The organism is Algoriphagus sp. UBA3586, assembly GCF_002376385.1.
Classification (GTDB): domain Bacteria; phylum Bacteroidota; class Bacteroidia; order Cytophagales; family Cyclobacteriaceae; genus Algoriphagus; species Algoriphagus ornithinivorans.
Map to the genome: position 1 here is coordinate 1 of NZ_DFMT01000007.1, position 18,247 is coordinate 18,247.

Below are 18,247 nucleotides of genomic sequence, written 5' to 3' on the forward strand. Positions count from 1 at the left end.
ATTAGCTCTGATTTTCTCAAATAATTCTACTTTGCAAACCTAAAGGCCGTGGCTGGGGCTTCGGTCATCGGTCTTCCAATCGGCCAAGCAAAGAAAATAAGGCAACTGGCATGATTGCGGATAATCAGATTAAATATTTCGCCTGATGATAGTACTTCAACGAATAGCTCTTTTTTTGGTGATCATTGTTTTTGGGTCGATTATCTTAAGAGAAGGCTCTTTCATTTTGGTTCCACTGGTATGGGGTGTATTTTTTGCTTTTTCTTTACACCCGATCTCCAGTTGGTTTGAAGAGAAAAAATTTCCCAGAAGCATAGCTATTATCATTAGTATTTTGATGGTTGCTGTGATTGTCACCGGTATTTTTTACGTATTGCTCAATCAGATGGTGGGCTTGATTCGGGATATTCCTGAAATAGGACAAAATCTACAGAATAAAATGAGTCTTTACCTGGATGAGCTCAATGTAATTCTGGGAAATGAAATACTTGATCCTGGCAATAGGCCCGAGGTATGGTCTTTTTTGACTCCAGAAAATTTCAATACTACACTGTTTAATACTGGGAAATCACTTACACTTGCCGGAATCATCCCACTCTATATTTTTCTTTTACTCTATTACGAAGATTTTTTTCTGAATTTTCTGATTCGGTTTTCTTCAAAAAATAAGGATAGGGTTTTGAATTGGGTAATGGAGTCGGGAAAGGTTATTCAATCTTACCTCACGGGTATGGTTAAGGTTACTTTAATTGTCGCAGTAATGGCAGGACTATTCTTCTTTATCATTGGAGTGAAGTACTTCTTGTTATTTGCAGCCTTTATTGCGATTATGAACCTCATTCCCTATGTTGGAGTATTCATTTCATCTTTTTTTGCAATACTTTATGTCTTTTTAACCACAGATAATTTACTCTTTCCTTTTTTAACGTTTGGAGTGCTGTGGGCCATTCAGCTTTTTGAAAATAATGTGATTACTCCTTTGGTCGTAGGGTCTCAGGTCAAAGTCAATGCCCTCGCAGTAATTTTGGCAATACTTTTGGGAGGTTGGCTGTGGGGAATATCAGGAATGATTTTGTTTATTCCTTTGGTTGGAGTCCTGAAAATCACCTTTGAAAATTCCGAAGGCTTAGAACCTTTCGGGTTTTTATTAAGTGATGAAACAATGGTGCCTGAAAAGAATCAGCTACTAAAGAAGAAATTCTGGAAGAGTCTTTTTGAAAAAAAATAAAATTGAAACTGATCAATAAACTTATGTTCTATCAGTTGAAAAATTGATCCTTTTGTTTTTATAGAGAGTAAAGTAGTCGGGGTGGCAGAGTTAGAACCGTTAGCCACACTCATTTGTAAATCAGCTTATTACAATGTTTTTTTTAAAACAGGACACGTGTAAGGACATGTGCCTCAGCGTTTTGACGCTTTCGTAACATAAAAATAGTAAATCAATACCAAAACGATTCAAAACGATTCATATTTAATTCATTCGTTATTTGAACTTTGAATTAAACCCAATATTTATAAAACACATCAACTCTACCTATAAGTTGGTATCTTGTGAAAGTTCTTTAAACCTACAAAAGGCATTCGCCAATTTTATTTGGTATGGGCTTTTGCAATCCGCTTCAAAAATAGCTGGGTTTGCCACCATAATAAAACATGCACGAGCCCTTGAAACGGCCACATTTAATCGGTTTGGACTGAATAGGAAATCCATTCCACGAGGCGCTTCTTCTGAGCTAGAAGTTGCTACAGAGTAAATAATTACAGGAGCTTCCTGACCTTGGAATTTATCGACGGTACCAACTTCTATTTGAGGTAAACGTTGTTTGATGGCATGTACTTGTGCGTTGTAAGGGGTAATAATTTTTATTTCATTAGTTGTTAGCGGAGCTTCTTCATTTTTTTCATTAATAAAAGTTACGTCACCATCAGTAAGTTGCCCAACAATTTCCAAAACCTTATCAACTTCTTCAGAGGATGCGTTGGTATTTCCAGAATGTTCAACTTCTTCCAAGTATAATCCTGCTCCGGCATACTTTGAGCCAATAATTTGTTGTTTATCAAGATGGTCTTTGGATATCAATCTATTCTGATAAAAAAGTTCTGATACAAATGCGTTGATGGATGAATGCATACGCCAGGTTTCATCTAAAAATACTCCTTGTTTATCAGAAATGGTTTTCTCACCTTGTAATATATGCTCTAAAGCCGATACTTCAGTGCCGTCCGGATGAACACCTTTTTGTGGTTGTTTTAATTGTTGTGGGTCGCCTAAAAACACAATGTTTGAGCAGCAGTGTGAAACAGAAAGCGTATCAATCAAGGACAATTGGCCAGCTTCATCAACAAATAAATAGTCCACACTATCTTCATATGGTGGTTTGCTCCACATGAATGTTGTTCCTGCAATAACATCCATTCTACCTATTACGGATTGAATAACATTTTCGTCATTACTTACGTTCCAAGAGCTAGGGTTATATTCATCAAGCTCGGTCTTTTGCATCATTTGAATGTCGAACCCTTTCTCTTTAGCTACTTCCCAAACTTTGCTTAGCAAGTTGGTGATAACCTTATGGCTAAGTGCCGTAATCCCAATTTTCTTACCTTGTTGAGCTAATTGTACAATAAGGTGGCCTCCCGTAAAACTTTTGCCTGTTCCCGGAGGCCCTTGAACAGGCAGATGACTATAATCTAGTTTAGATGCAAAATCAAATGTTCGCTCTAGAATATTCTCATCGTAGGTCAGTTCCTCTGTTAAAAGAGGCGGAGCATTCAAGAGTATTTGCCTTGCTGCTCTGTACTTCTCATTCTCGCTGTCCATGCTATTGGCCACGACCCATTCTGCCAATCTGATAATAGCCTCTTCTTTAGTACTAGAATTAACGTTTTCTATGCTCATGACGGAACTTGGGTGGGGCAGGTCAATTTTGGTTGGCCCCTTTTTGATTCTTAGTATACCCGAATCGACATCGATCTCATGAATGCTACCCAACCTATTGTTTTCTTGATCCTCTACAGAATTACCCGGACGTAAATCACATTCCTGAGATGGAAATGTATACGTATCAATTACACTTCTTTTTTCTGGCTCTCGATGGCCTGTATATTTCAGATAAGAGATTGCTTTTCGTTCTTCTAGGAGTTCATCTTCAGGAAGCTCCTTTAATCGGAAAAACTCCCACCAAAATGACTTTTGCTCTCTGCGATACCAATCTAACATATGGGCCAGAATATAACGGGCCTGCTCAATTTCATTTCGTTCCACTTTTATTGGTGGGACACCATCGAGCAAAGCATCCATGATTGGCTGTATGCGTTCCTGGTGTGCGGTTATGTTATCACTAGCATCTCCAATTCCATCTTCAGGTCTTGTAATGTTTTCTCCTTCACTAATTAACTTGGTTCGAATATCTTCCAACCATAGCTGAAGGCGAACTAATGATTCACAATCATCTTGATTGTACAGTTGGACGGCTTCTTTTGTTTCATTTGTCAATTTGTCAATATTCCCCGTTTGCAGAAGTAGCTCTAGTTGCATTTTATGCCTTGAAAGCTCTCGCAAATCCATCATGCGTTCATAACCGAAGAACGGCTCCAAATCTTTAATCGAATATTTCTCCACACTAGCTCTTACAGACTGCCGAACAACACTATAGAGATCAACAAATGTGTTTGATCTTAAGAAAGTATCAATCTCATTTTCCCGAGATGCATATTTGCCCATCAGCCGCTTTAAGGCTGTAACCTCATAAGGTGCATAATGGTATATATGAAGTGCGGGGTCCATTTGTTTGAGCTTAAAAGCAAAGTCAATGAACTGCTCAAAAATCTCTTTCTCTTCCGCTTCATTTTTGGCCCATAGGGCATGGTATTTATCCTTCTGGACATATCCAATCATGTATTCCAGACCATCTGGGTCAACCATCCTGTCTCCTTCAAAATCGAGATAAATATCATTTTCAGAAGGTTCTGGCAGTTTATTGAGTCCTTTGCCTTCCTCAATTTCCAAGGTTTCGTAGATGGGGTCATACTTGTTTTGTCTGCTCGTATATTGAACACGTGCCTGTTCGCGAAGTTTATTGTAAGTCTCCTTAACTCCCTTAGTAGGATTAAAAGGCACAGGCAAATCAAGATTGGCCAATTTCTTCAAGGTATTAACATAATGCAAATTGAGCTCCTTCATTTGGGATTTACCGATTCCCGCTATAAAGTTTAGGTGGTCATCCTTTCTTCTAACTGCATTGCAGTTTTTCCACCACTTGCAAATATCGCAGTGGCTGACTGGTTCCGGGTAGGTTTCGTGTTCATTAGCGATGGCATCTTCAAGATTTCGTTTCACCAAACGGATATATGCCGCATGTTCATCATAGCGATAGCATTCTTCTCCCTCAGGCTTTATAACACCCATATATTCTGGGGTTAAACCTTGGATTTTAGCTACGCGTTCCGAATAAAGACCAATCTGAAGAATTGTGCCAGCTTTCGTTTCATTGGCTAGTTTGGCGTCCCAAACCTCATATGACCAATCGCCTAAATCACTTGGCTTGTCAACCTTCTTTAGAAAATCAGCCCATCCGCTCCATTTCCCATCCTCTTTCAACCTTGCCTGATAAATAACATCAACACCTGCTTTCATTGCATCTATTGTATGTTTTTCAGCATGTGGGTCATTAGTACTGATTTCGGATACATTCTTTCCTTGAACCTTGATTTCTTGTAGGTGGTTCTCTTCAAACTGAATGCCTTTCTCCTTGAGCATTAGCAATACACGATTTGTATATACTTCTGGGTCTGCGATTTCTCCTCTTGTATGTTGCTTATTTAATTGAGTGAGGTGTTTGCAGCTGCTATGAGCGGATAGGTCAGAAGGGGAGTAAATAATCGTGTTATTCTTTGATTTCATATCAAAATTGAGTAAAACCAATTAATTCAAAAACTTAGATAGTTGATATAATTCATTGTATTTTTTAAACATTCAATTCGTTTTTTAATGTTCTTAAAGTTGTTATTGCCCCCTGAATTTCCGCTGTTATTTCATGCTTATTTATATCATGGTGACTAAGAGGATTTAAAACCAAATTAGTATAATGATTAATTTGGGTTGATGTAGCCGGAGTCAATCCGCAAGCTGCATGTGTAGTTTTATATTTTTTAACCGCTTTCCAGAATTCATCCGTTTTCATTTTCGAATTATCTAGGTAGAATGGAACGGGAACCTTTTTCCCAAAACAAAACCGTTTCAAAATAAATTCAAAAGCAGAACGTAAATAGACACCAGCGGCTTTATTATCCCCTTCATTAAAAAATGCTTCCGCCTTATCTATATAGTTTTGAATATGAGAATTGGAATGATTCTCTCTGATAATCGGGACTTCAAATCCTTTCCTTGTTCTACGAGCATAAAACTCGTAGCTTTTCCAAGCATTGTTTCCATCCAAATAAGTTGATTTTACAAACTCATACCAAGGTTTATCATATGTTGTTATAAAGACTTGATAAGCACTAAATTCATTATCTAAAATCGTGAGTAGCGGCAGGCGATTTCCAATATCTAGCCCAATAAAAATGTCATCCAAAAATAAAATCTTGCAAGGCAATCCTTGAATGTGCCTTTTAATCATTCCTAAATAGATTGATATAGCGATTGCTGATAACCGAGCTTTATTTAAAAAGAAATGAGGTTTGGCAATTTCCTTATTTTGATATTTGATTTTTACTCGAACATGATTTCTTTCAATAGCATCGTATTTGGTATTTGCTTTGGCTTGGGTGTAATGCAAATCCAATTCAATGTTGTGACCAAACTTATCTAAAATTGGCTGTGCATATTTTAGAATGTTCTCAATACTGTTTTTCTGAAATAGCTTTTTAAAAGCTGTATCAAAAGCATTGATTGCACGGTCAACGTCTACTCTCTTTTGTGTGATGTTGTAAGTTCTGCTCTGAGTAGGTTTTGCCACTGCTTTTTCAGCGTCTTCCCAAAGTTCACCTAACTCTTTATTGCCTGTAATTGCAACACTCTTAAAGTGTTTCAGAACACCTTTAACAAGAAGATTAAATAAGTCAATTTCTTTGTCTTTAGTGATGTGATGGATATCCAGTAAATGCTTGTACGTCAAAAAACTTTTGAGTTTTATAGCATCCCGAATACTTGTATCACCTGCAACATAGGTGTCTTTTGTTCTTTTATTTAATGTATAGGTCTTGTCGGCTGTTGTTCCGTCCTTATCAGGGTTGAACGTAACTTTAATAAAGCCTTTTCCTTTTTGTGCTTTCGTGAGAAATATATTCTCCGTTTCATTATAATCAAGTGTCTCTGAGGACGACTGAAAAAAGTCCTTTAAGGCGTAATAGAATGAACTTTTACCACTACCATTTTCACCATAGATAAATAGGTTCTTGCCATCAACTTTGAATTCATTATTTCCGTAGAAGGCTTTGTAGTCCCTTATTTCAACTTTCTTGATTTTCATAAACTTTTGATTTCGGGAATTCGGATTCCAACTTTATAGAATTTTTCAAATTGTTTAATAGGCGTTTCTAAAAGTTGATTTTCTGTTAAATGGTTTTTTGCCAGCTGGTCAGGATAAATTATTAAGCAATCTAGCAGGGTATTCCCCCACTCTGATTTCGTTATACTCAATTTCTTAAGAGTTCCTATATCTCTCGCATAAGCGCTCAATTGCCGCACATCGTCAATGTCGTAGCTGTTTTTATAAGTAGCCTTGTACTTTGAATCAATTACAGTTTCCTTTCCTGTAGTTGTCCGTAAGAAATCGAGTTCGCCATAATTTGCACCCGACTGGAATATTATATCTCTTCTCCCAAACGCATCTTTAAGTTTTCCAAGGACATATAATTCAAACACCAATGGCATATTTATCCAAAAAGGCGGAACTTCTATGTCCACATTCTCCTTTATAAAGTTAATATTGTATCCGAATCTTTTTAAAATAATCTCCGCAAGCTCTGTTGCTTTTGCGTATTCGGGGTAAAACGGATTGTGCTTAACAGATTTTACCTCGTTGATACTGATATTTTCATCGACTTCCTCAAACGCTGGTAGAATAAAATTCAAAACAGCTTCTAATCCTTTGTCTTTGTGATGACTTATTTTTAAGTACTTTCTTAAAAAATAGAGAGCTTTTTTTATTATTCTATTCTCGGGATGATTTAGACCATACTCATCAAATGAACATACCGTATTGAGGTTTTTACTTTTGGATATATTCTGCATCAGTGTTTTGGAGACAAGAATCTTCCCCTTCACTTTTCCATAAAGGTTGTTTTCAACTTTATAATAACCTTTTTTAAGACCCTTCCTAACAATGGTTTGAACTACTTGAAGAAAATAAACAACAATGAGGGGTGTAATTAAATCTTGTTGCTGATTGATTCTGATAGAGGGCTTGTCAAATTCAATCTTGAATAAATCATCGCCATGTTTTAGAATTTCAGGATGCTTAAAACTCTCGGACAACATTTGCAAGTAGTCTATTTGCTGAGAGGATGAATCCAACTTTGGAGTCACATATAACACTTTCCCAGTATCAGCCAACCAGCTTAAGCCAATGAAATATCCTGTCTGAAATCTATTGTTTGGTATGTCAACGCACTCAATCAGCTTATTAGGCTCTTTGAGCAAAGCAATCAATTCAACTTCTGATAGAGAAGAGCAGAATCGATGTTCATTGATATGTATAATCCGTTCATGCATTCAAATCTTTCACTTTTTCACGCGCAGACTCAAGTAATACGCCATCTTTAATGTATTCTAGTAATAAGGGTTTTATTTCGTATTTCAACTTCAAACCAATTTCATCATCATCAACTAAAAAATAACTGTGACCAATTTGAATGTCGTTTTGATCAAACTCTGGTGAAGTATATTCATCAAAAATTAGCTTGACCGCTGTAAAAAGTGATTTAGCCTTATTATAAATAATTGCATCATCGTTGGGTAGAACAGGAATAAAAGTGAATCTTCTGCGTATCGCATAGTCGATATGACTAACACTCCTATCTGCTGTATTCATAGTGCCGACAATATATAGATTATGAGGTAAGTTGATTTCATTGTCGCCATTCTGTAGTTTATACAATGAACTAACGTTTTTGCCCCGATACTCAAGGGCATATATTAATTCTCCTAATACGGAGGTGAGATTTGCGCGGTTTATTTCATCAATTATAAGTATATAGGCTTTATGTTGGTTCTCTGCTTTTGCAGCTTCGACAGCAAAGGATGCAAGTATTCTATTTTCAACGTCATATTTTATTTTATCCCCTTCAGCATCTACTTTTATGCCTCTTACAAAATCTTCATAGGTGTAGGACGGATGAAATTGAATTAGCTTAACTTGTTCGTTTTCTTCAATCTCAGGATCTCCTTCAAAGATATGTTTGTCAATGGCTTCTATTAACGAATAAGACTTTTCATCAGAACTTGTTAGCCACTCCGCTATTTGTTTGGCAAGTCTCGTTTTACCTGTCCCTGGAGGACCCTGCAAAATCAGGTTCTTATATTTCTGTTCGGAATGATTTATCATAACCTTTTGGCTTTTTCTTATCGAATCTATAAAAGAGAATGTGCCCGGGTACACTTCTCTAAATTTTTGAACGGTATTCATTGATGCATGACTAAACCCATCCCACTGACCTAAGCCGGTGCCCTCAATTTTTTTGTCTTGTTTTACAAGCCAAATAATCTGAATTTTACTTTTAGCATTATATCCGTTTTGCAGATATCCATTGTTTAATATCAAACCGATACCGCCCAGCCACTTAGTTCCTCTTCGTACGAGTACAACGTCGCCACGATTAAACTCTGTTAGTGGATAAACTCTGGCTCCGGTTCTTCCTGCGGAACCTCCTGTCCAAACTGCATTCTTATCTACAAAATCATTAAAATAATCACTATCTTCTTGTCCATCTGCCCAACTACTAATTTGGCAATATTTATGGGAAACCTTTAATTGGGCTTCATTTGTGGAATTAATCAGGCCATTCAATAAGTTTATTTCATAAAACTCGCATCCTGGAAATGAATTTTTGAGTTTTACCATTACCTTTTGATAGACCGAAAAACCTCCTTGATTTATTTTGGAAATTACGTGTTTCAAATCTGCTAAATCCGGAACGGGTAATGAATTCGTTTGTGTGTCGAAAGGAATAAATTTTTTGGGATTTATCAAAAACATGACCTGACTCAATTTTGTAAAGCCCACATTCTTAATGGAAAGAGCCTCCTTAAAGTCGTTGTCGCTTATTTCATCTCCTTTTATTACCTGTACAAACAAGTTCCATAAACACTGATTGCCAACAGTAATTCCTTCCATATTAATGTAATTTCCTTTTGAAAAAAAAAGACTCAATGTGTTGGGTGTAGGTGTTGGGAAAATATAATCGGTAGGTACTTCTTCAATCAGACCAAATGCATGCTTAGCATTTGTAAAAATAATGTCCCTTTGATTTTTGGTGTTTCGTTGCGCTAAAGCATATATATAGGAAAATGGGTCAACTGTCAAATATTTTAATAAGGAATGGTCACGTTGGAAGGTTTTCTCCGCTAGTTCTAAGAGTTTTTTCTCCCTGTCATTTGTATCGTTGGCGAAACCCAAAATTTTATGGCAAATTGCTTGAAAAAAAGGCACCCAATCGAAATAAACGGTTTTCATATTCATAGTCCTTCTTATTTCAACGATTCTTTTATTATCCTAACCTCCTCAATACTATCCAAGGTTTCTATGGCATAGCGTACAGGGTGGTTGGGGTCGTACAAACGCTCAAACTCACTTTGGATAATGGCCAACTTTTCTTCTTCGCTCATGGCATCCGTAATGGGTTTTAAATCTTCCAAATGCTTTAAGATTTCTTTACTTGCGGATTTAAGTTCTTCTGAAAAGTAAAGCTCAAAGACGATTGCATCCAAAAGCTGCTCAAAGAACTTGAATACCAAATCGTCTATTTGAGTTTTTGATAAAATCACATAATCAACCAGCAACTCGTATGGTGTTTGTCGAGTTTTGGATAGTACTGGAATTGGAATTTGCTCTACATATTGTTTTGTATATCGTTTTCTTCCACCGGCTATTTTTGCTGTGATTTGAAAAAAGTAATAGTCAGCTACTGATGAATTTAGAATTGAAACGAGATACTTCAAATTATCTCCAGATATAAAATAAGCTGAGTTTGTAAGAAAAAATCCTTGTTTGTCATAAGCATAATTTGCCCTATCTGATATTTCAATCCAAACAATTTTAGGCTTTTCGAACTCTTCTACGAAAGCGCAATTTCTTAAATTTGTCCAATGATCCCCTTGGTCAGCCCTATCTTTTAGGGTCTGATAGGTGCCGTCTTTTTTCAGTATTGCCTTTGGACTACTTTCATCATAGTAATCTAGGAGATAGTTGTAGATTTTTGGATAATCAGTTTCTACTTCAATTCTCTTTAAACCACTTTCGCGAACACCATTATGAGAATTGATTATAAATAAATCATGATAATCATAAATCCATCTTTTTATATCTTTTCCCCTAAGTAGTGGTTTTAATAATTCTGAATTTTTTTTATCCACTTCAATTAACTCTTTTGCTTCTAACTTATTAAGATGGAATGCCTCATTAAATCCAGAAGTTATTCCTCTGAAAAACTCGATTCCTTTCCAATCCTTAAGTTTTTTGCCTAGGTCTTCAATGCGCTTGTTAATTGATAATTCTTTGGCAGAGCCAATTTTCCAAACCTCTTCAGCTTTAATGGAAAGGGTGACTTTTTTGTCTGAAAAATAGTGATAAAGAGTGTCGTTAGGTAATTGATTCCCTTCAATTGCCACTGCATCAACCTTGTTTTCAGCCTTGCTTTTCTCAAGCATTAAAATATTCACGAAAACAGTAGCATTTGGGAAAATACGCACCCTAGCAAAGTCAATTAGTAACTTTGGGTTTGTTTTCTTTGCAAAGAAGTTTCTCGTTTTTGTGCCGTAAGACGCATTTATCCACTTATTAGAAGTAATAAGATTTACGTTTCCTTTCTGTTTAAGAATTCTGTATCCATTCTCATAAAAGAGAACGTACAAATCACCAGTTGTTGCGTAGGTTTCGTATCCAATCTTCTTCAATAAATCGGACGACGAGCCGGCTATCACTCATTAATTTTTTTCAAAATCTAGATCGAAGATTTGCTTTTGTAATTTTATTCATCGTAATATTGCAATATATTATTATTACGATGGGAATTACTCAAACGCACCTTTTCACTGACGCTCAAAATGAATTGGCCAATGTCGCCAAAGCTTTGGCACATCCAGCTCGAATTGCAATCATACAATATTTGATCAAAACGAATACTTGTATCAATGGGGATTTGGTGCAAGAACTGGGACTGGCGCAAGCAACTATAAGCCAGCATCTTCGTGAATTGAAAGAAATTGATATAATTCAGGGAACCATTGAAGGGACAAAAGTGAATTACTGCATCAATCCTGAAAAATGGAACTCCATCAAGAGCTTGTTTCTAGGCCTCTTTGATCAATTCAATTCAAATAATCCCTCAACCTGCTGTTAAAACCATATCACTATGAAACTTTCAGAAATTAAGTCCATCTTAAAAAACTCCCAAACCATCGAGTTTCAACTCCCCAATGGAGAATTGGTTCCTAGTCATTTTCATGTGACAGAAATCGGAAAAATATCTAAAAATTTCATTGACTGTGGGGGGACTATTAGACAAGAGGAGAAAGTCAACTTCCAATTATGGAATGAAAATGACTACGATCACCGACTTCATCCAGAAAAACTACTGAAAATCATAGAACTATCTGAATCGAAACTGGGAATACCAGATTGGGAAATTGAAGTGGAGTACCAAGGTGAAACCATAGGAAAATATGGTTTAGACTATAATGGAAAGTCATTTCTCCTTACCACAAAAATGACAGACTGCTTGGCTAAAAGCGAATGTGGCATTCCTTCAAAACCCAAAGTTAGACTCTCATCATTGCAATTAAATACTAACTCCTGTAATCCCGGCAGCGGTTGCTGCTAAATTTTAGCCATGGAAAATACAAAACTCACCTTTTTACCAAAGCTTGAGGACTCCATCAAGCAAATTCTCAATATCCCAATCACCGATGAAAGGAAGGAAGTGTTGAGCCCTTTGATTCATTATATCAGAGAAAAGCAGGATAAAAATGAAGCTATCAACCTGAATTTTATTTGCACACATAATTCTAGACGAAGCCAATTTTCACAAATTTGGGCAAAGGTAGCGGCCAGCTACTTCGGAGTAGAGGCCAATTGCTACTCCGGAGGAATAGAGATCACTGCTTTTAATGAGAGGGCTGTAGCTTCATTGCAAAGAATTGGGTTTCGTACCATTTCGGATAATGCAACTGAAAATCCGAAGTATGAAGTCTTTTATTCAGAAATGAAGCCAGGCATTAAAGCTTTTTCAAAACTGGTTGACGATCTGTCCAACCCAGCTTCGAACTTTGCTGCAATAATGACCTGCGATCATGCAGATGAGAATTGTCCTATTATTTCAGGAGCAGAAATACGAATACCCGTCAGGTTTGAAGACCCCAAAAAATTCGATGATACTGTATTAGAACAAAAAATGTATGATGAAAGAAGTCTTCAAATAGCTTCCGAAATGTTTTATGTGTTTTCAAGGGCTAATGATTAAGAAATTCATTATAAAACTTTTCTATAAGGCTCAATGAGACCAACCTTCACCTTACCAATCCTCTATTTTTATCAAAATTTTTTATTGAATTATTAGAATATTCAAAATTTTATTATATATTCTATTGGATTTAGGCGCGAATACCTACTAATTATTCGAAACCCAGTAACGGAAGAAAAAGCTAAGTCCTCCTAAATCCTATCCATCTGACGCTCAATTAATTGAATAAAGAAAGGTGATACCAATACCTTAAATACCTTCAGTTAGAATAGGTAGTAAAGCCGAAAATCTAGGATTCTTTTGAACATTCACTAGTTCAAAGGATTTATAACTAAAAGTACTCAGAAATCTTGTTTGAGATTAACACTTTCATTTTGTCATAATTATGCAAATACATTTTATGAAAAAAAATATACTATCCTTAGTCTTCACTTTGTGGTTTGGGATTGTGGCCTATTCGCAAGAAGCTATTACGTCAATTAACCTGGACCTCATTCAAAATGAGATCAATGGCGGAAAACCACTTCCCGCTGAAGAAAAATTCTATTTCAGAGGGGCCATCCCTCAGGATGTGGAAATGGTTAAACTTTACATATATCAGTCAAAAAAATCTCCAAAGGCAGGTGATAGTTATTTTTGGAAAGCCCCATTTGGATACAAGGAACTTTCTTTTCAAATCTTGGTAGACAATCCTTTAAGATCTACAGAGGAGTTTAATCTTGAATTTGGATTTTATAAGAAAGCTGGAGAAAAAGAGTTGGAAGAGCTCCGAAGACTTATTCAAACCAACCTAGCAACTTATCTCAACACCATTTCTTCCGTGAGAAGAGGAGGAATCAAATTCGAAGATTCTGACGAGCAAATCCTTTCCAATATGGATCAAATTGTTCAATCAGGAGCTTATTATTTCGAATTACCTGATGGAAAACCTTTCCCAGGTTTTTCTGATATCACTCGTAAGAAACTAGAGCAAAGAAAACGCCTGAAATTGGGTAAGGCAAAATTCAACATTATCAAAAAATCTGAAAACGAGAACGAGCGGGCTGTTTATGCCCAACAATATTTACAGGAGTTAGAAACCATCGTTTTTGCTGAATTAGATCAATTTCTCAGTCCTAACATGCTTGTCCGAGTAGATCAGATTCAATTTCAAAATTATAGAAGTGAGAAAACCCCTAACTCTATTCCCATCAATTTTGGCTTTGGTGCCATCTCACTTTCACAGGATTTATCCTCTCAAGAGTTTGTATACAGTCCATACCTTGGTTTTTCATTTCCTCTTGGCAACAGGACCTTTACTCGTTTCATGAGTAATTTATCGATCAGCACAGGAGTGTTTATTTCCGGAAGCATGGAAAATTCTTTGGGAGAAGCTATCAGAGGGCCAGTTTTAGACCGACCAGTATTCGTGGGATTGGGATATAACTTCTTCCGATTCATAAGACTCAATGCTGGAGGCACATATCTAACTACCAACAAACTGGATGGGAGTAAAGCGGACAGAATTCAACCCTATGTTGGATTAAGTGCCGAAATCAATTTGTGGTTAGGATTTGGAAACAAAAAATGAAAATTATGAAAAAGCTAAGCTTGATTTTCATTTTATCACTGATTATCAATTCTGTAAACGCCCAGCTTTACGGGTACAAGTGGAGAGTTGGAGCAAGTGTCGGGACTACCAATTACATTGGGGATATCCGTCCTTTTGGACTCAATAGTCTGAGTGATGTAGGTAGACTCTATCAACGATCAACTGTCTATTCTGAAGACCTTTCTTATCAATTTTCTCTGGAATATGCACTTGGCAACTCCGTTGGAATTATGCTTACGGCAGGAAGCTATCAATTTGGCTCAAGCGATAGATATATCGAAAATGATGGCACTTTATACAGGGAAAGTAACAGATTCGATAGGGCTTTAAATTTCAGAACGGATTTAATTGATGCTGGGCTTTCCTTTGTTTTAAAGCCTGATAACAACTGGTTGCTTTCTGGTAAATCCTTCCTTGCTCCATATTTGGTTGTGGGCATGGGAGTTCAAAAATTCGATGTGTTTGGAGACCTATTGGATGAAAACGGAAACAGATATGATTACAGCAATCCCAATTTAATCCCAGATGGAAGTTTTGAGACAAGATTAAGGGATGTTGAAACAGAAATTCCAGGTGGGTATAAAAAAGCTACTCTTTATGCTCATTTGGGCATGGGAATCAGATTTCGGATTACCAAAGGAATTGAACTTTTCGCACAATCAGATTTTAAAAGGGCGGCAACTGATTATTTGGACGATGTGTCTGGAAGATATAGAAATCGATATGACAACTCTTTTCAGCGCTATGCAGCATTGCCAGGAACTAATACCCCAACACCAGGCAACCCCTATCGAGGAGATGTAAACTCGAAAGCAGATTGGTATATCTATCATGGGATGGGCATCAAGTTCAGCTTAGGAGCAAACAAGGAAAGTTTCAATCCTCCTACCGTATCCCAGCGCTATACTTTCACCCCTAAAGTTTTGAGCGAAAAAACTGAAGCAACTGCTGACTCAATTCAAAAAACTGAAGAACCAAAAGTTAATCTGCCAGCCTCTGTTACAAATAATTATTTTACGATTGTTCAGTTACCTGGATTAGAAAAATCAGCACCGATCATTGACACGGTAAGACTGGATTCTATTCAAAAAGCCAATATTGACAGGAAAATTGATTCATTGAAGAATACCAGAGCGTTGGTACAAGCAAATAAGGATTCGCTTCAAAATAGGCTTTCAGAACTCAGCGAGAAGATTAATGAGTTGCAGATTGACAGTCTCAGTTCAAAGGATTCTATACAGATATTGATCAATCAGTTTGAGAATCAAACTTTGGATTATCAAAAGGAGATTAGCAGAATTGACTCTTTGGATAAGATTTTGGTTATTAAGGGAGATTCGCTATTGGGAGCGAAAAACACGCTAATCATCTCTAAAGTTGATACAGCCCAATTCATTGAAAAAATCTTGCTTTATCCGGGGAAAGTCAATACAATCATTTACTCTCCTAAAGGATTTAGCGAGTTCGAGCTGGACTCTCTTTCAAATTCACAAATGAGAATCAGCAATCAGCAAACTCCAGATACAGTAAAAAGTACAAAGGCAGTGACTCCGGAAATTGAGAAATCAAAAACCGTCACCAAACCAGTCGAAAATGCTCAATGGATAAGCCGAGAAGATTTTGAAAAAGAAATTTCAAAATATAGGGAAGAAATGCTCAAGGCGCAGGCGATTAGAGACTCCGCAATGCTCATGGCTTTTTCTTCCAGACTATCAAGCATCCAAGCTCAAAATAGTAATCAAGAAGAAAGAACGGCACCTCAACAGATAATAGTTAATCCTCAATCTGATAATACGAATACATCCAAAGAATTAGAAAGGTTAAGAAGTAGACAAGAAATACTAGAGAGGAGAAATCGGGAACTATTAAGAGATGCAGCAATCATCAGTGGCACGGCTACAACAACTTCTGCTTTAAACAAAAATAAAACAGACGAAAGTCAAATTCTATATATACAGGATAGCACCCTTTTGGATAGAATTACTCAAGATGCTATTCTGATAGATAGCCTTCGAAAAGAGGCCTCCAAAGAAAAAGTAAGGATAGACACCGTGGAGGTTGAGAAAGTGGTTGAAAATACTAAGCCTGTCCTTCTAGAGGAAAGTAAACTTGAGGTCTATTTTGGAATCAACCAATCAGAGTTGAGTGAAGAAGAAAAAGCAAAGTTGCTTCGATTGAAAGAGATCTTGGAAACAAATCCCCAATTAGGCTTGGAGCTAATTGGTTTTGCTGATAACACGGGAAGCGTTTCCTACAACCTCAGACTAGTAGAAAAGCGGGTTAATTCCGTCAAAAAACAGCTAATAGACCTAGGAATTGACCACAAGAGAATTTTCAAAAATTCTGGAGGTTTGATTTTACGTGGAGCCTCCAAAGGTTCGGTTGACAAGGACCGAAAAGTAGAAATACGTCTAACACCTCTTGTTACAGCCAAGGATTAATCTTCAAATGCTTTTTAAGTATTCTTTTCATTTTTAACAGGAGCCAAAGAATCCTGCTAAATTTAAAGAATGAAGAAAGCATTTCTAGCCAGCATTGTCTTGTTCTTAGGCGGTATTGCCTTTGGACAAGAAAGTAAAGTCTATGAATCGAATAAAGTTCAGGATTTTAAACTTGTACCCTTACCAGCCATAGCTTATAATCCTGCCAATGGTTGGATGTTTGGGCTAGCTCCTTCTGCTACTTGGTATATGGGAAATCCCACTACTACCAAAATGTCCAATTTTGTAGGGAACCTACTATACACAACTAAAAAACAGTGGATTTTTAGCTCTAGAAGTAATATTTTCTTAGATGAAAACAGCTTGATCTTAGTGGGAGACTGGAGATATTTTGTCACTTCCCAGCCAACCTATGGTCTAGGTAGTTCTACCCCGAATGCCCCCTCCCCTAACCCCAATCAAAACTCAAGCTTTTGGGGAGCGCAACAAATGGATTTTAGACTGATTCGCTTTCATGAAACTATTTTAAAACGAATCTCTGACAGCAATTTTTACTTGGGATTAGGATATCACCTGGATATACATTCGAAGATTGACAATTTTTTCTTAGATGAAGATACGATTGAGCCTATTTTGGATTTTGCTCATAATCAATACAATGAATCATTAGGCTTTGATACGGATAGATATGCATTATCCGGAATTACCTTAAATGCAGTTTATGAAAATCGAGACAGGGCGGTTGCTCCATATGAGAAAAACTTTGCCTTGCTTTCTTATAAAATCAACCCTTCATTTTTAGGGTCTGACCAATCTTCCTCCACGCTATTGTTGGATTATAGACATTATATCAACCTCAATGAACAAAGAAAAAGGCATTTAGTCGCTTTTTGGGCATATGGCAACTTTCTAGTCTCTGGAAATTTACCCTATATGAACTTACCTTCCCTTGGTTGGGATATGTTTGGCAGAACGGGAAGAGGCTATGCACAAGGAAGGTTCAGAGGAGAAAACATGGTTTATTCAGAAGTAGAGTATCGGTTTCCACTACAAAGGTCCAAAGAAACCTTCGGAGGAACTGTGTTCGTGAATGCCAACTCCTTCAGCAGCAAATACAATTCTGAAAAGCTATTTGAGCAAGTCAATCCAGGATATGGCTTAGGATTGAGAGTCATGATAAACAAAGAAAACAGAACCATAATTTCAGCAGATTATGGCTTTGGAAGAAGCGGTAACTCAGGTTTTTATCTCAACATCAACGAGTCCTTTTGATTTCGCTTAGTTCTAAAAATAATTAGGCTATCTCAAAGTTGATGAATGTCACAATGAGCGGTCAGTTAAAGGTCTCCAATAAATTTTCTAGTATCCATTAGCCTTTGACTCCACTCAGGCGGACAAAACAACGCCTTTAAGATAGCCCCTTAATTAGTGCTCATGGCATCATGCAGCATTTCTGGCTGCATTGATAATTCCGAACATACTTCTTAAAATTAATCGCTGTAGCACCTCATTGCTCTTTCCATCTTCCAGCATT

12 protein-coding genes are annotated in these 18,247 nt (G+C 36.9%); 7 read left to right on the top strand and 5 right to left on the bottom strand.

The features are described from left to right. The first annotated feature begins 145 nt into the window (after positions 1-145). Positions 146-1,228, top strand: a complete 1,083-nt coding sequence (locus B2906_RS01725; RefSeq protein ID WP_144605284.1) for an AI-2E family transporter — start codon at positions 146-148, stop codon at positions 1,226-1,228. 306 nt (positions 1,229-1,534) lie between these two features. On the opposite strand, the gene B2906_RS01730 is transcribed toward B2906_RS01725, so the two are convergent. The 5 genes from B2906_RS01730 to B2906_RS01750 all read right to left on the bottom strand — a co-directional run bounded on the left by B2906_RS01730 (position 1,535) and on the right by B2906_RS01750 (position 11,116). Beyond that, positions 1,535-4,903: a TM0106 family RecB-like putative nuclease gene (locus tag B2906_RS01730; RefSeq protein ID WP_219958270.1), complete on the bottom strand. Its 3,369-nt coding sequence runs from the start codon at positions 4,901-4,903 to the stop codon at positions 1,535-1,537. Between the two features lie 64 nt (positions 4,904-4,967). After that, positions 4,968-6,473, bottom strand: coding sequence for an AAA family ATPase (locus tag B2906_RS01735; protein WP_219958271.1), 1,506 nt, complete (start codon positions 6,471-6,473; stop codon positions 4,968-4,970). Beyond that, on the bottom strand, positions 6,470-7,717 hold the full coding sequence (locus B2906_RS01740; protein ID WP_219958272.1) for an McrC family protein: 1,248 nt from the start codon (positions 7,715-7,717) through the stop codon (positions 6,470-6,472). The genes B2906_RS01735 and B2906_RS01740 overlap by 4 nt, the downstream gene beginning before the upstream one ends. Beyond that, positions 7,710-9,683 carry an McrB family protein gene (locus B2906_RS01745; RefSeq protein ID WP_219958273.1) on the bottom strand — a complete coding sequence of 658 codons (1,974 nt, stop codon included), beginning with the start codon at positions 9,681-9,683 and terminating at the stop codon, positions 7,710-7,712. The genes B2906_RS01740 and B2906_RS01745 overlap by 8 nt, the downstream gene beginning before the upstream one ends. Positions 9,684-9,691: 8 nt before the next feature. Further along, the gene (locus B2906_RS01750) at positions 9,692-11,116 is read right to left on the bottom strand and encodes a TaqI-like C-terminal specificity domain-containing protein (protein WP_219958274.1); all 1,425 of its coding nucleotides are present in this window, start codon (positions 11,114-11,116) and stop codon (positions 9,692-9,694) included. 110 nt (positions 11,117-11,226) lie between these two features. Between B2906_RS01750 and B2906_RS01755 the strand changes: the two genes are divergently transcribed. The 6 genes from B2906_RS01755 to B2906_RS01780 all read left to right on the top strand — a co-directional run bounded on the left by B2906_RS01755 (position 11,227) and on the right by B2906_RS01780 (position 17,985). Beyond that, positions 11,227-11,562, top strand: a complete 336-nt coding sequence (locus tag B2906_RS01755; RefSeq protein ID WP_144605271.1) for an ArsR/SmtB family transcription factor — start codon at positions 11,227-11,229, stop codon at positions 11,560-11,562. Between the two features lie 12 nt (positions 11,563-11,574). Next, positions 11,575-12,042: a DUF6428 family protein gene (locus tag B2906_RS01760; RefSeq protein ID WP_144605272.1), complete on the top strand. Its 468-nt coding sequence runs from the start codon at positions 11,575-11,577 to the stop codon at positions 12,040-12,042. Positions 12,043-12,051: 9 nt separating this feature from the next. Further along, positions 12,052-12,681: a protein-tyrosine-phosphatase gene (locus B2906_RS01765; protein WP_144605273.1), complete on the top strand. Its 630-nt coding sequence runs from the start codon at positions 12,052-12,054 to the stop codon at positions 12,679-12,681. Positions 12,682-13,081: 400 nt separating this feature from the next. Beyond that, entirely contained in the window at positions 13,082-14,251 is a 1,170-nt protein-coding gene (locus B2906_RS01770; protein ID WP_144605274.1) for a hypothetical protein, read from the top strand. Between the two features lie 5 nt (positions 14,252-14,256). Then, entirely contained in the window at positions 14,257-16,713 is a 2,457-nt protein-coding gene (locus B2906_RS01775) for an OmpA family protein (RefSeq protein ID WP_186300093.1), read from the top strand. A 69-nt stretch (positions 16,714-16,782) separates the two neighbouring features. Continuing rightward, complete coding sequence (locus B2906_RS01780; RefSeq protein WP_144605276.1) at positions 16,783-17,985, top strand: BamA/TamA family outer membrane protein; 1,203 nt, start codon at positions 16,783-16,785, stop codon at positions 17,983-17,985. Positions 17,986-18,247: the final 262 nt, after the last annotated feature.